Source organism: Pseudarthrobacter sp. 01T43 (assembly GCF_056398665.1).
In genome coordinates this window covers 83,040-96,766 of the sequence record NZ_JBFTPV010000001.1, presented here as the reverse complement: position 1 = coordinate 96,766, position 13,727 = coordinate 83,040, and the positions used below count along the sequence as shown (strand labels likewise).

Genomic DNA, 13,727 nt, shown 5'->3' with positions numbered 1-13,727 from the left:
TCTACACCGCGTTCTTTGGTGGGTGCGGGCTTGCACCATGGGGAGCTGGCGGCGCGCCCTTCCCGAACGCCCGTGCCGCCTGGGAGCCGGCGGCGGCACTGGCTCCGATGCTGATGAGGGCACCCAGAATCATGGCCGCAGCTTCGCCCGGCTCCAGCAGGTGCAATTGTGAGCCGATGGTGGCCGCGGCGACTGGAACACCGAGTTGCGATGCCGTCATGATCGCCAGCGGCAGCGGTTGGCCCAGCAGCCGCAGGCTTCCATGCACCAGCAGGGTACCGAAGCCCAGGCACACCCCCAGCAGGATCATCCGGGGGCTGCCTGTCAAGGCACGCAAATCCAGTGACGCGCCCAACCACACGAAGAACACGGGCCCAAGAAAGCCGTCGCTGACAGCAAATAGTTGATGCGCAAGGCGCCGCGGCTCACCGACGGCTGCGACCACCAGGCCGAAGGAGAAGCCGGCCAGCATGATGGAGACGTGCCCGGCAACAGCCAGCCCCGCCAGCGCGAACAGCAAAGCCAGTTGGATGCGCAGCTCGAGGGCGAACTTCCGGTCCTCGGACATGTCGTGCAGCCGGGCCCGGGTGCCGCTGCTCTCGAGGGCGCGGAGCACAAAGTAAAGGACCGCCGCGCAGCCGGCCACGGCGGCGGCCCCGATGGCCGCCATCCCGGCGTTTGGTGGGTCGACGGCGAGCGGAAGAGCCACAATACAGGCGATGTCGGCGATGGCCACTTGCGCCGTGGTGGTCAGGACCTTGGGCCCGGCCAGCCGCAGGGAGTCGATAATTGGCAGCACTAGTGCCGCTGACGAGGACGCCAGCAGAACTACGTACAAAGGTGCATGGCCAGTGCCGAAAATCAGGGCAACAAGGATTCCGACGACGGCGGCGAGCCCTGCGGCTATGCCTGCCCGAAGGGCGCCCGCACCGAGGGCAGGGCGGATTGCTTTATCCCGGACGGGAACATGTGACCCGGCGACAAACATGATTAAGGCGAATCCGACGTCGGCCACGAAGGTGAATGTGGGATCGCTGGAATCCACCAGCCCCAGCCCTGTCCGTCCGATGGCTATCCCCGCCAGAAGCTGCCCCAGCACCACGGGAAGGTGCCACTTTTGGGGGAGTGCCAGCAGCGGCCCGAGCAGGGCAACGGTGGCGATCAGCGAAAGCTGAAGGAATGACACATGCCTCCTCTGCTGGCGTTCTCTGACTGGCGTTCCGGGGAACGCTGTGTGGCGGCGGGCAGCAGTTACCGGGGAAGGGGCGCCAGCTTGAGCGGGATGTCCGTGTTCTCATCCGTATAGTAGCTGGCGCAGACCCGGTGGTAGCCGTCCGCTACCTGCGCGGGAACGCCGCCGGCCAGGTCGCCGCGGACCATCAGGATGGGGGAAAGCCGTTTGCCGTCCTTGATTTTCTTCAGGTCCGCAGCCACATGGGCGTTGTCCGGCGGCAGCAACACCAACCGGGCGGCCCTCAGGATGTCCTTGGCCTTGCGGTGCTCGATGGGGGCATCCCTGAGCGCCGAGACAACGGTGCCGACGACGTCGTCCGCACCCAGCAGGGACAGGTAGCTGGAAGCGTTCGGATAATCCTGGTCCTCGGGCGCGGGCAGCCAGAGCACTTCGCTTTTGTCTTCACCATGCATGGCGTTCTCCTGGGTGGGTCAGCGGGTGCGGATGATGGTGCTCAACAGTACGTACGCACCGACAGGACGGTCAACGGTCCGCCTCCGATATCGTCCGCGCCCGGGTTGGCAGGAGGCTCGGATCAGGTCTTGACGATTTCAGACTCCCCGGGAACCCACACGGTCCCGTCAGGGCCGCGGAAGGCAAGGGGCACTCCGCGGGCCCGTTGCCAGTCAGTCGAGTCAGTTACCTGGACATGCACGTGCGGCTCGGTGCTATTGCCGGAATTACCGCATTGGCCGACCGGATCGCCCGCCTTCACTGGCTGCCCCGCGCGTACTTGGACCGTGCCCTGGCGCAGGTGCGCAAGCAGCACAAAGGGGCCGTCAGTACCTGCGGCGATCACGACGTGATTCCCGGCCACGGCCGCAACACCCGCGCGGATCCGTGCCGCCTGACCCAGCGTGTATGCCACGAGCGCCAGCTGTGAGCGGCGACCTTCGTGATCCGGCTGGCCGTCAAGGACAGAAATCACCGTCCCGGACAAGGGCGCGAGGATCGGTTGCCCGAAGCCGATGAATACTTCAGGGCGTTCCGCAGCAACGAGGGAGCGCCACGTGCGGGGCGCGGACCTGCCCGCATCATTGACCGCGACGAAGTCGATCGCATGGGAGGTCCCGAAAGCGTATGTACCGTGGCTTGGCACACGGCGAGCGGGGCTGTTCTCCACCCGCCAACTACCCCGAAAAGGCAGCTCGAGAACAACTGCATCCGCTGCAGGCCGCGGGGAACCCCTAAAAGAGCCGTGGGCGGGTCCGATGCTCTTGAGGCTTGCTGTTCCTGCCAGGAAGGGCGCTGTGCGGCGAGTCATAGTCACATGGTCCCCGGTTCGCTGGGATCAAGGCAACGGGCCTGGACGAGATCTCCTGAATTGGGCTGAGCGTAGGGTGGAACTTGGACGATAGGAGCACTTCATGAAGAAAATCCTCATGGTACTGACCAGCGTTTCCGAGATCGGCGACACGGGAGAGAAGACCGGCTACAACGTGGCCGAGGCTGCACACCCTTGGAAGGTCTTCAAGGATTCCGGGCATTTCGTCGACTTCGCATCCATCAAGGGCGGCCAGCCCCCGCGTGATGAGGTGGACTCAGAAGATCCCATCCAGGTCGCGTTCACAAAGGACGAGACCACGCGCGCCGGGCTCTACAACACTGCCCGCGTCGACGTCGTTGATCCTAAACAGTACGACGCCGTCTACCTCGTGGGAGGCCACGGCACCATGTGGGACTTCCCGGACAGCGAAGGCTTGCAGAACCTCGTAGCCAGCGTCTACAACGCCGGCGGCCTGGTGGGCGCGGTCTGCCACGGGCCGGCCGGCCTGTTGAACGTGGAACTGGCCAACGGATTGCGGCTCGTCGAGGGCAAGAAGGTCGCGGCCTTTACCAACGACGAGGAGGTTGCCGCAGGGAAGGACAAGGTCATCCCGTTCTTCTTGGCAGACCGCCTGGAGGAACAGGGCGCCACCCACGTCTTCGCTGGGGTCTTTGAGGAGATGGTCGTGGTTGACGACCGGCTGGTGACCGGCCAGAACCCGGCCTCAGCCGCCGGCGTGGCCAAGGAGATGGAAAAGCTCTTCGCCGAGGTCATCCACCGCGAAAAAGCCGAGGAACAGCACGAGACGGAGGCTCTGCGCGCCGATAAGGACGCCGAGAAGAACGCCAAGAAGGCGGCCGCGGCGAGCGCCGAGCACTAACGCCCGCAACGCCAGTCAGCGACACTGCTGCAACGGACACAGTCACGGAAGCGGAAGGAGTTCCGGCTTCTCGCGCTGATCGCCACGCTCTATAGTGCTGAGTGCCTCAACTCGGTGACCCGAGGTAACCCAATACGTCGATTTCTATCGCCGCGTCTGCTAACTCCGCAGGCGCTACCGCCCCGGCGAGGCAGCCGCCGTCAATCCAGCCATCCGAGCTCCTCCCTGAGAGGACCCGCGGAGGGGGCCGTCCGGGTTGCCAGAGCGGGTGCAGGATCAAAGCAAAAGGCCCTGCTTCCCTTTTTAGAAGGGAAGCAGGGCCTTTCTCACTTGGCGGTGACGGTGGGATTTGAACCCACGTTGGCTTTGACACCAAACAACATTTCGAGTGTTGCACCTTCGGCCGCTCGGACACGTCACCAACCTGAATAGGGTACCGGAGCATGGCTCACATCCCCAAAACGGCTCGTGATTTGTGGGCAGGTCCGGATTGCTTCAGAGCGGGGGTACGACGGCGGGGCCTCCTGTTTCTGGCAGCGCCCGGTTATCCACATAGGCGGTTTGCTTGGACCATTTTGTGCGTGCGTGCCGTGATGCTTGGGGTATGGATAGCACAGTGGCGGCGGAGACGGCGGAGGACCTGTCGAGGACTTTCGCTGAGCTGGCCGTGCGGCTCCGGGAGGGGGACGAAGCGTCGGGTTCGTGTGCTGCTGATCCGTTGCGGCGGCGGGCGGATCAGTGTTTGGAAGCGCTGGCCACGCTCTCGCGGGCTGAGGCGACGGTGGCTGCCTTGAAGGTTTATGCTGCGGCTGATTTCGCCGCCACTGCCCGCATGATCGCGGGGCCGGCGCTATCGCCGGCGGACCACACTAGACAGGAGATGTCGGTGATCGCCGAGGTCGCGTGTGTGCTGACGGTCAGGGAGCCGGCCGCTGCCACTCTGCTGGCCGAGGCACGTGAACTGACCACAGCGCTGCCGTTGACGTTGTCGGCGCTGCGGGCGGGGACGATTTCGTGGCAGCATGCCCGGATCGTGGTGGATGAAACCCTCAGTCTTGATCAGGCCGGCGCGAAGGCGTTGGAGGCCCATTTCCTGGACCCGGACGCGCCTAACCCGGCACGCGGCCCTGCCGGGGAAATGGTTGCGGGACGGTTCCGGGCCAAAGCCCGGACCTGGCGGGAACGGCACCACCCGGACAGCATCGAAAAACGCCACACCAAGAGTGCCTTGGACCGTCGCCTGGAGTACTCGCCCGACCGGGACGGGATGGCCTGGCTTTCGGCCTACCTGCCCGCGGACACGGCAGCCGGGATCTGGGAGCGGACCACCACCGCCTCCCGGGCAATGCAGGGCCCCACCGAGGCCAGGACCCTCACCCAACTCCGCGCCGACACCGCAGCGGCCTGGCTCCTCGGCGGGGAAGCCGGCCTGGTCCCCTCCCCGAAAGCCCAGGTCCTGATCACCGTGCCGGTGTTCGCGCTCATGGGCCTGACCGAGGAGCCCGCCGTGTTGGACGGGTACGGTCCCATCCCACCATCCATGGCCCGTACGCTCCTTGCCGATGGTGCCCAGTCGTTTCACCGCGTCCTGACCGACCCCCGCGACGGGGCGCCGCTGGAGATCGGGAGGACCAGCTACCGGATCCCCAAAGCCATGCGCCAATGGCTGAGGATGCGGGACGGCAAATGCCCCTTCCCTGGCTGTTCCAACCAGTCCCTGGACAACGAAGCGGACCACCTCGTCGCCTGGCACCACGGCGGCACCACCGGGATCTCCAACCTCGGCCAACCATGCCGCAAGCACCACAAGCTGCGACACACCACGCCTTGGACACCCACCGAAGCCACCCAAGACAAACCACCAGGCTGGATCTCACCGTCCGGCCGCCACTACGAAAGCGAACAACCCGACTGGGAACCACCCCACTGGCCAGATGGGAATGTTCACGATGCCCAACGGTCGGTAGCTTTCCAGGTGTCTTCAGGTCAGGTGCCACAAGATCCAGTGCCGCTGGGTCGGCCGCCACGACATGATCCGGTGCTCCTCGAATAGAGTGCTCCTCGAATAACGTGCTGCTCGAACAATAGGCGTGGGCCATTCGCTCCGGTACTCACGGGCGCGCAGCGCCACACGTCCGCCGGCAGCGCCACACGTCTGCCGGCAGCGCCACACATCCGCCATATGGGGCTTCTGATCTTGCGATCTGTCCAACTGCGCTGCCCCTCCGCACCGGGATCCACTCCCAGCAGTCCCTGGGACCGCTGGTGAATCGCGGCTTCCTCCCTGGGTACCTACTACCTGCATTGGCCTCTATCGGACTAGATTCGTAAGCAAGATGACTACATCAGGCGAACGAACTCTTCAAGCAGCTCAGGCAACGGCCTATTGGACCACTGGCCCGGAACAAGGTGAACTCCGGGATGAGCTGCTGCCTGTCCCGGGACCCGGGGAGGCGCTGGTCCGTACCCTCTACTCCGGCATCAGCAAAGGCACGGAAATTGTGGTTCACACCTGCTCCGTGCCGCCGCGGGTGGCCGAGGCCATGCGCGCGCCACACCAGGAGGGCTCGTTCCCTTCGCCGGTGAAGTTCGGTTACCTGTCCGTCGGCATCGTGGAACAGGGCCCTGATGAATGGATAGGCCAAAAGGTCTTCTGCCTGAAACCGCATCAAGACCGTTACGTCGTCGACACCGCCGCGCTGACCAGGATTCCCGACGGCGTCCCAAGCCGCCGCGCCGTGCTCACGGGGACGGTGGAAACAGCTATCAACGCACTCTGGGAAGCCGGACCGAGGCTCGGGGACAGGATCGCCGTCGTGGGTGCCGGGCTGGTCGGCGGGACGGTGGCCACGCTCCTGCGTACGTTCCCCTTGGCCCGCTTGCAGCTCGTTGATCTGGACCCGGAACGGAAGCAGCTGGCGGACAAACTGGGCGTGGAATTTGCCCACCCGGACGATGCCAAAACCGACTGCGACATCGTGTTTCACTGCTCCGCTTCCCAGGAGGGCCTGGAACGCAGCCTCCAACTGGCAGGCGACGAGGCCGATGTCATTGAAATGTCCTGGTACGCCAACCGCGACGTCACCTTGCCGCTCGGCGAGGACTTCCATGCCCGCCGGCTCTCCATTAGGGCCAGCCAGGTGGGCGTTGTGGCCCGGGCACGCAGGCACCGGCGGACCACTGCCGACCGACTGAGTCTGGCAGTATCTCTCCTAAAGGACCCCGTTTTTGATGCCTTCCTCACCGGCACATCGCCCTTCACGGACCTGCCGGACGTGGTGCAGAACCTGGCCAGCGGAAGACTCGAAGCCCTCTGCCACGTGATCGAATACCCCAACGCTGAAAAGTCCAGTAGCCCAGACCCCCAAGACAGGACGTAGCCCGTGTTCAGCCTGACCATCCGCCGCCACTTCATGATCGCCCACAGCCTCCCGCGCGAGGTCTTCGGCCCCGCACAGGCCCTGCACGGGGCCACCTTCGTGGCGGAGGTGACATTCCGGCGTCGTGCTTTGAACCAGGATGCAATAGTGCTGGACATCGGAGCCGCGGGCGGCATCATCGACGATGTCCTGGCCGGGCTCAACTACACCAACCTCGATGAGCACCCGGACTTCGCCGGCAAACTCAGCACCACCGAGGCGCTGGCCGAACACATTGCCCAAGCTGTGGCGGGCAAGATCAAGGACGACGCTGACGGTCGCGAGCTTGCCGGCGTCGACGTCACCCTGCGCGAAAATCCTGACGCCTGGGCTACGTACGCCCTGGACCTGACCGCCTGACCGTGCATGTCAGGTTCCTGGCCCCCGGCAACATCCGCCACAACTCAGGCGGCAACGTCTACAACGCACGCCTCACCGAAGGACTGCAGAGTTTGGGCGTCAACGTTGAGGTGCACTCGGTGGATGGGGACTGGCCGGACGCCGGGATCAGTGAACGACGGCGGCTGGGCAGCCTTCTGGGAGCCGGTGAACCAGAAGCCCGGATCATGTCAGCCACGGTCACCGTGGTGGATGGGCTCATCGCCTGCGGCGCCCCTGACGAACTGGAGGCTGCCGCGGCTGCGGGGCACAGCGCCTGGATCCTGCTCCATATGCCGTTCCCCAGTCATGTCGACGGCGAACGGAGGGCGCTGCAGGCGGCCGCCGGCGTGATCTGCAGCAGTACGTCGGCCGCGGACCACGTCAGGGCACGGCACGGCATCGCGGCCAGCCGTGTGGCGCTGCCCGGTACGGATTCCGCGCCGGTTGCTGCCGGTTCGGACCCCGCCCGCATCGTCTCGGTAGCGGCGCTGCTGCCCAACAAGTGCCAGCTGCTGCTAGTGGAGGCGCTCGCCAAGCTCCAGGACCTGGCCTGGACGGCATCCCTGGTCGGCACGGAGGATGCCGACCCCGCCTACGCGGCGGAGATCCGTGCGGCCATCAGCTCGCACGGATTGGACAGCCGGATTCGGCTGACAGGCCAGCTCGCCGGAAACGCCCTGGCGGACGAATGGAACCGGGCGGACCTGAGCGTGCTCGTGTCGCAGGCCGAGTCGTTCGGCCTAGTGGTGACCGAATCGCTGGCCCGCGGAATCCCGGTCATCGTGCGGGCCGGCACCGGGGCCGTGGAGGCGCTGGCCATTACGGCGCGGGCCGTGACCGCGCCGGCCGGCACACGCAAAGGTGACGGCACATTCAGAGGCGGGCCGGACGCCCTGCCAGGAACCGCCGTCGTACTTGCCGGCAGTGAGAACAACCAGCCGGAGGTTCTCGCAGGGACCATCCGGAACTGGCTGTCAGACCCCGCGCTCCGCGACGATTGGCGAACCGCGGCCCTTGCTGCCCGGGACCATTTGCCCGGCTGGGACACGACTGCACAAAAAGTGGCGGCCATCCTCTCCACGCCCCCACCGGTGGACAATGGGGCATGACCACGCACGCAGCCCCCGCCGTTAGCCGCAATCCGCACTTGGCTGCTCCAGAGTCCCAAGCTCGAGAACTGCCGGCTCCGGTGAACCTTACTCCTGAGCTGCTCAGGGCGTGGGCCTGGCACAAACAGGGGCTCGACGGTTCGCTGCAGGGCTCTGACGCCGCTGACGTCTTCACCAGGGCAGGTTGGGCACGCTCTGTCGGCGGGGCCAACCCGTATCTCACTCTCTTTGCGCGCGCGGGCATCAGCCGCGCACAGGCGGACGCCGATGTCCTGGCCCTCAAGATCCATGAGCTGCCCACCGCCCGCCGCTGCACCTACGTCCTGGGCGCGGATGACTTCGCGTGGGGGCTTCAGATCGGCCGCGATGCCGCTGTGGCTCCGTTCCGCGTGCTCGCCAGGATGGGCGTCGAACGCGGCGAGGTCACGCTCCTGGAGGAACAGATCCTCCACGCCTTGGCCGAAGCCGGTGGCCCGCTGGACCCCAAGCAGCTCAGGGAGCTCCTCGGAGATTCGGTGCGGAACCTGGGCGAGGAAGGCAAAAAGAAGGGCGCCGCCACCACGCTGCCCACGGCCCTTGGGCTCCTCCAGGCGGATGGCCGGATCCGGCGTGTGCCGGTCAACGGCCGGCTGGACCAGCAGCGCTACGCCTACACGCTGTGGGGGCTGCCGCGCGCAGCCATGGACGACGACGCGGCCCGCGCCCTGCTCCTGGAGCGCTACCTCGGCTGGACCGGCGGCGCCACGCTCAAACAGTCGCAGTGGTTCACGGGCTTCACGTTGACGCACACCAAGGCAGCGTTCGCCGCGATTGGTGCTGTGGAGGTCGCTACTGCTCACGGTGAGGTGCTGTGGATGATGCCCGACGACGTCGGCCGCCTCGCTGCGTTTGGCCCGCCTGCGGAGGAACAGATCCAGTTACTCGCCGGTACAGACTCGCTGGTTCTGCTCAGGCGGAACTCAGCGGACCTGTTCGCTGAACCCGACAGGGACAAGAAAGTCTTGAACTCCACCCTGGCGCTGCAGGCTGACCTTCCGGACCATCCCATTCTGGACCGCGGCCGGATCATCGGGCTGTGGCAGTACGATCCCGCAGAATCGCGAATTGCCCACTGGCTCTTCGCCGGCGCCACACCTGCGGTTACCCGGCGCATCGCCGAAGTGGAGGCGTGGATCCGGGATGAACTGGGCGACTTCCGCTCCTTCAGCCTGGACTCGCCGGCATCCCGCCGGGACCGGATCGACGCCCTGAACGCCGCCGGTACTGCCTAGGCTCTGCGGTGGGCGGTTAGGCCCTGCGGTGGGCGGCGAAGAAATCCCTCAGCAGGGCCCCACACTCGTCTTCCCTGACGCCGCCGTAGACCTCCACCCAATGATTGAGCCGGCGCTCGCGGAGGACATCGAACACCGAGCCGGCCGCTCCGGCCTTCTCATCCCAGGCGCCGAAAACCACCCGGGGAATTCTGGCCAGGACTACGGCGCCGGCGCACATGGCACACGGCTCCAGGGTGACCACGAGCGTGCAGTCCGCTAGCCTCCAGCCGTCCCCGGCGCCTCCATCGAGCTTCGACAGGGCACGCAGCTTCTCCGCCGCCTGGCGGATGGCCACCACCTCCGCGTGGGCGGTGGGGTCACCCAGATCCTCCCGCTGGTTCCGGCCGGAACCCAGCACGCCGCCGTCGGGCCCGATAACAACAGCGCCGATGGGTACATCCTCCGTGGCCAGAGCCAGGCGGGCTTCGTCGAGGGCAAGGCCCATCCACTCGCTGTGTTTAATTTCGCCGGGCGCCATGGCTCAATGATAGTTTCGATGGATATCCGGTTTGCCACGCACTAACGCCAGGAGCACCACGTGGATACCCTCCCGCAGCGGTTGAGGAAATGGTTTGGGCCCTATGCAGCGTTGACGATCACGCTTCTGATTGGCGGTGCGATCATTGTGGCGCTGGCCGTTTTGGGTGCCGAAGTGTATGACAACGTGGTGGACGAGGCCGGCCTGGCGAACCTGGACAAACCTGCCCTGTCGTATGCCGAAGACCTGCGGAACCCTTGGCTGGATTCGGTGGTGACAGGGTTTACGAATATCGGTGGCGGGATCGGCATGCCGATTCTTGGCAGCATCCTTGTCGCCTGGCTGACGTACCTGGGAAGGACCTGGCGGCCGCTGATCCTGGTGGGCGGCGCCGCGGCGTTCTCCATCACTGCCACCACGGTGGGGAAGAAGTTGGTGGGACGCACCCGGCCGGACCACGCCGATGCGGTACCGCCCTACGAAAACTCGCCGTCCTTTCCCAGCGGCCACACGCTGAACACCACAGTGGTCATCGGACTGGTGGTCTACCTGGCATGCCTGCAGTTCCAACGGACGCTGGTCCGGGTGTCATTGATCACCGGCGGAACGCTGTTCATCATTGCCATGGGTCTGAGCCGAGTCTTCCTGGGCCACCACTGGCTCACCGACGTCATTGCCGCCTGGCTGCTCGGCCTGGCCTGGGTGGGAATTGTGATCCTGGCGCACCGCCTGTTCCATTTCTTCCGGCGGCGTGAACACCGTGGGCCTGCACCCACGTTTGACCGGCCCGTGGTGCGTGATGTGGTGGAGGAGGGCGGCATTACCGGGCACGGCAAGGGCAACGCCGGATGATAGTTTTGACCCATGCGCACTCTTGTTGTGGACCACCCGCTGGTCGCCCATAAGCTCACCGTCCTGCGGGACAAAAACACATCGTCTCCGGTCTTCCGGATGCTGACGGAAGAGCTGGTGACCCTGCTCGCCTACGAGGCCACCCGCGATGTCCGCACCCAGCCTGTGACCATCGAGACGCCGGTGAGCACCACCATAGGCACCGCCTTCACCAAGCCCACTCCCTTGGTGGTCCCCATCCTCCGCGCCGGCCTTGGCATGCTCGAGGGCATGACCAAACTGGTCCCGACGGCCGAGGTGGGTTTTTTGGGCATGGCCCGGGATGAGGAAACCCTGGACATCATCACCTACGCCGAACGCCTGCCGGAGGACCTCACCGACAGGCAGATCTTTGTGCTGGACCCCATGTTGGCCACCGGCGGCACCCTGCGCGAAGCCATCAAATTCCTCTTCAAGCGCGGCGCCTCGGACGTCACCTGTATCTGCCTGTTGGCCGCGCCGGAAGGCCTGGCGAAGTTGGAAGAAGAACTTGCTGACTCCAACGTCACCATCGTTCTGGCCTCCATCGACGAAAAGCTCAATGAGAAGTCCTACATTGTGCCGGGGCTCGGCGACGCAGGAGACCGCCTCTACGGCATCGCCGGCTAGTTTCCGGCACAACGGCAAAAAGGCCTTCCGGATTCAGGAGCCCGCCGCTAGCCTGTGCGGATGGACTGGAAACTCGAGCTTGTCTTTGTCCCTGTATCCGACGTGGACCGCGCGAAGGATTTTTACGTCAACAAGGTGGGGTTCAACGCTGATTACGACGAGCGGCCCAGCGACGGCATCCGCTTTGTCCAGCTGACGCCGCCCGGCTCGGCCTGCTCGATCTGCATAGGGGAAGGGCTCAATGACGCCCCGCCAGGCACAGCCCCGAGCTTGCAGATGGTGGTCCCCGACATCCAGGCCGCCCATGAGCACCTCAAGAACAACGGGGTGGACGTGAGTGACGTGGACGTGCAGGATTGGGGCCATTTTGTGTACTTTGCAGATCCCGACGGCAACAAGTGGGCCGTGCAGTACATTCCGGGCCGCCAACCCTAAGCTCCCCGCGAGCCTAAGCCACGGGCCGCGAACCTAAGCCCAGGGCTGCGAAGCCTCGGGGTTGATTCGCCTGGGCGACGCAGCAGCGCGGTGGACGCATTGGCGGGGGCTCATTTCTTTCCGGCCTTGAGGTCGGCTACGACCTTCATGATCCGACGAGCCCGAGTTTCCGCTGTCTTGGCGTCGCCGATCGGCTCCACGTACCGGCGCTGTGTGCTGTAGTTCAGCGTGCCGTAGAACGCCTGGGCGGCCGGGTCGGCGGCCAGGGCGGCTGCGAGGTCGTCCGGGACTTCGATGATGCGCGGCTGGGTATCCAGTTCAACGTCCACTTCGACCGTGTCACCGGACGCTACGCCGGTGACGTCCCGGTTCGCCGTGCTCACTCCAATTAGATACTGCCCGCCCATGACCGCAATGCTGCTCCGGTAGCTCTTGCCGTTGATGGTCACCACCACGGGCGGACGCTTGCCTGCCCCGAGTGCCGCGACCACCCCCTCGGGAACATCAATGCCTGCCTTGTTGCCGCTGCCGATGATGGTGGTGGTGAATTTCATGGGCCAAGTATGACCCGGCGGCCCGAAGCATGGGAAGGAAGCAGGGGCTGCCGGGACGGCTGGCTGGCGGCGGGGAGACAAAAACAGCAGGCCCTGAACCGGGGGTTCAGGGCCTGCTGCATCCTGGCGGGACTTCGAAGAGTAGGGCTCAGGACAGAATGGGGTTTAGTACCAGTTGTGCGACAGGTGGAAGTTCAGCGCGCCGCACGGCGACTGGTAGCGCTCCTGGATGTAGTTCAGGCCCCATTTGATCTGCGTGCGGTAATTGGTGAGGTAGTCCGCCCCGGCGCTCGCCATCTTCTCGGCTGGCAGCGACTGGACGATGCCGTACGCGCCACTGCTGGCGTTGGTGGCTGTGGTGGTCCAGTCGGATTCCTTGGTCCACAGTGTGTGCAGGCACTGCATCTGGTCAGCGGACCAACCGTAGCTGGCCAGCTGGCCGGCGGCGTAGGCCTGGGCTCCGGCGGGGTCATTGACGGCCACAACAGGAACGGGCTCCGGTGCGGGGGCAGCTGCAGGAACGGGAGCTGGTGCAGGAGCGGGCGCTGGTGCCGGAGCGGGAGCAGGTGCGGGCTCGGCGGCCTGCGGCGCAACGCTGATCTCAGGAGCGGCGGGTTCCGGCGCAGGCTTGGCCTGCATTTCGGCCTTTTCCATTGTCAGCTGCGACTCGACGTCGGCCGTGGATAGCTTCTGGGTATCGCTGACCGCTGTCAGCGCGCCGGATTCGGACGCCTGGCCCGCTGCACCCAACCCGATCAGGAGGGCGCACGCCGTGCCGAGCACGGCTGCACGCTGTCCCAGCGAGGGAATTCGGTTGCGAAGTTTGGTTGACCCGTCCTGCGGGCGCGTTTGTACCTTGGATTCAGACATGGTTGATCGCCTCTCACACCTGCGGAGTTAGCTGTCGGGTTCGGATGAGGGCATCCGGCCACACGGAAGATCACGTGCTGGCTTCACCCCAAGGGCGACAATAAAAGCCCGGGACTCTGGGTCCCCCGCCTCTGCCTCGATCGAACGGAATCCGGGAAGCGGCAGAGCTTGGCGTCATCCGGATGTGCGGCCCGAACGGGATCCGCACTCTATCGACGGTACAGGAGCATGGCGATTAAGTCACATTTCGGTAACGAGGATCACGACGGCGGCGTGTTGCCTTGCGT

The 13,727-nt window shown here is 65.4% G+C and carries 15 protein-coding genes, 1 tRNA gene and 1 riboswitch; of the genes, 9 read left to right on the top strand and 7 right to left on the bottom strand.

Annotation, left to right across the window (positions count from 1 at the left end; translation table 11 throughout):
• Position 1: 1 nt before the first annotated feature.
• The 3 genes from AC1DIM_RS00425 to AC1DIM_RS00415 form a co-directional block, all read right to left on the bottom strand.
• On the bottom strand, positions 2 to 1,186 hold the full coding sequence (locus tag AC1DIM_RS00425) for a cation:proton antiporter (protein ID WP_477708527.1): 1,185 nt from the start codon (positions 1,184 to 1,186) through the stop codon (positions 2 to 4).
• Between the two features lie 65 nt (positions 1,187 to 1,251).
• Positions 1,252 to 1,647 carry a hypothetical protein gene (locus AC1DIM_RS00420; protein WP_477708526.1) on the bottom strand — a complete coding sequence of 132 codons (396 nt, stop codon included), beginning with the start codon at positions 1,645 to 1,647 and terminating at the stop codon, positions 1,252 to 1,254.
• A gap of 122 nt (positions 1,648 to 1,769) precedes the next feature.
• Positions 1,770 to 2,333 (bottom strand): M23 family metallopeptidase, encoded by a 564-nt coding sequence (locus tag AC1DIM_RS00415; protein ID WP_477708525.1) that lies wholly within the window; start codon positions 2,331 to 2,333, stop codon positions 1,770 to 1,772.
• A gap of 268 nt (positions 2,334 to 2,601) precedes the next feature.
• On the opposite strand from AC1DIM_RS00415, the gene AC1DIM_RS00410 reads away from it, so the two are divergent.
• Positions 2,602 to 3,381 carry a type 1 glutamine amidotransferase domain-containing protein gene (locus tag AC1DIM_RS00410; RefSeq protein ID WP_477708524.1) on the top strand — a complete coding sequence of 260 codons (780 nt, stop codon included), beginning with the start codon at positions 2,602 to 2,604 and terminating at the stop codon, positions 3,379 to 3,381.
• A 331-nt stretch (positions 3,382 to 3,712) separates the two neighbouring features.
• Here AC1DIM_RS00410 and AC1DIM_RS00405 read toward each other — a convergent pair.
• Positions 3,713 to 3,802: transfer RNA gene (locus AC1DIM_RS00405), tRNA-Ser, on the bottom strand.
• A gap of 183 nt (positions 3,803 to 3,985) precedes the next feature.
• On the opposite strand from AC1DIM_RS00405, the gene AC1DIM_RS00400 reads away from it, so the two are divergent.
• The 5 genes from AC1DIM_RS00400 (at position 3,986) to AC1DIM_RS00380 (ending at position 9,561) form a co-directional block, all read left to right on the top strand.
• Positions 3,986 to 5,434, top strand: coding sequence for an HNH endonuclease signature motif containing protein (locus AC1DIM_RS00400; protein WP_477708523.1), 1,449 nt, complete (start codon positions 3,986 to 3,988; stop codon positions 5,432 to 5,434).
• A gap of 283 nt (positions 5,435 to 5,717) precedes the next feature.
• Positions 5,718 to 6,761 carry a zinc-dependent alcohol dehydrogenase gene (locus tag AC1DIM_RS00395; RefSeq protein WP_477708522.1) on the top strand — a complete coding sequence of 348 codons (1,044 nt, stop codon included), beginning with the start codon at positions 5,718 to 5,720 and terminating at the stop codon, positions 6,759 to 6,761.
• Between the two features lie 3 nt (positions 6,762 to 6,764).
• Entirely contained in the window at positions 6,765 to 7,160 is a 396-nt protein-coding gene (locus AC1DIM_RS00390) for a 6-pyruvoyl trahydropterin synthase family protein (RefSeq protein WP_477708521.1), read from the top strand.
• Between the two features lie 2 nt (positions 7,161 to 7,162).
• Positions 7,163 to 8,290, top strand: a complete 1,128-nt coding sequence (locus AC1DIM_RS00385) for a glycosyltransferase family 4 protein (protein WP_477708520.1) — start codon at positions 7,163 to 7,165, stop codon at positions 8,288 to 8,290.
• Complete coding sequence (locus AC1DIM_RS00380; RefSeq protein WP_477708519.1) at positions 8,287 to 9,561, top strand: DNA glycosylase AlkZ-like family protein; 1,275 nt, start codon at positions 8,287 to 8,289, stop codon at positions 9,559 to 9,561. The genes AC1DIM_RS00385 and AC1DIM_RS00380 overlap by 4 nt, the downstream gene beginning before the upstream one ends.
• A gap of 16 nt (positions 9,562 to 9,577) precedes the next feature.
• On the opposite strand, the gene AC1DIM_RS00375 is transcribed toward AC1DIM_RS00380, so the two are convergent.
• Entirely contained in the window at positions 9,578 to 10,081 is a 504-nt protein-coding gene (locus AC1DIM_RS00375) for a nucleoside deaminase (RefSeq protein WP_477708518.1), read from the bottom strand.
• A 60-nt stretch (positions 10,082 to 10,141) separates the two neighbouring features.
• Between AC1DIM_RS00375 and AC1DIM_RS00370 the strand changes: the two genes are divergently transcribed.
• The 3 genes from AC1DIM_RS00370 to AC1DIM_RS00360 are packed head-to-tail and all read left to right on the top strand — an operon-like array spanning position 10,142 to position 12,016.
• Positions 10,142 to 10,933, top strand: a complete 792-nt coding sequence (locus tag AC1DIM_RS00370; RefSeq protein ID WP_477708517.1) for a phosphatase PAP2 family protein — start codon at positions 10,142 to 10,144, stop codon at positions 10,931 to 10,933.
• A gap of 12 nt (positions 10,934 to 10,945) precedes the next feature.
• Positions 10,946 to 11,581: a uracil phosphoribosyltransferase gene (gene upp, locus AC1DIM_RS00365; RefSeq protein WP_477708516.1), complete on the top strand. Its 636-nt coding sequence runs from the start codon at positions 10,946 to 10,948 to the stop codon at positions 11,579 to 11,581.
• A 60-nt stretch (positions 11,582 to 11,641) separates the two neighbouring features.
• The gene (locus tag AC1DIM_RS00360) at positions 11,642 to 12,016 is read left to right on the top strand and encodes a VOC family protein (protein ID WP_477708515.1); all 375 of its coding nucleotides are present in this window, start codon (positions 11,642 to 11,644) and stop codon (positions 12,014 to 12,016) included.
• Positions 12,017 to 12,126: 110 nt separating this feature from the next.
• Here the strand turns inward: AC1DIM_RS00360 and AC1DIM_RS00355 are convergent, their stop codons facing one another.
• Both AC1DIM_RS00355 and AC1DIM_RS00350 read right to left on the bottom strand, forming a co-directional pair.
• On the bottom strand, positions 12,127 to 12,570 hold the full coding sequence (locus tag AC1DIM_RS00355) for a YdeI/OmpD-associated family protein (RefSeq protein ID WP_477708514.1): 444 nt from the start codon (positions 12,568 to 12,570) through the stop codon (positions 12,127 to 12,129).
• Between the two features lie 165 nt (positions 12,571 to 12,735).
• On the bottom strand, positions 12,736 to 13,440 hold the full coding sequence (locus AC1DIM_RS00350; RefSeq protein ID WP_477708513.1) for an aggregation-promoting factor C-terminal-like domain-containing protein: 705 nt from the start codon (positions 13,438 to 13,440) through the stop codon (positions 12,736 to 12,738).
• Between the two features lie 5 nt (positions 13,441 to 13,445).
• Positions 13,446 to 13,607, bottom strand: a riboswitch (cyclic di-AMP (ydaO/yuaA leader).
• Between the last annotated feature and the right edge of the window lie 120 nt (positions 13,608 to 13,727).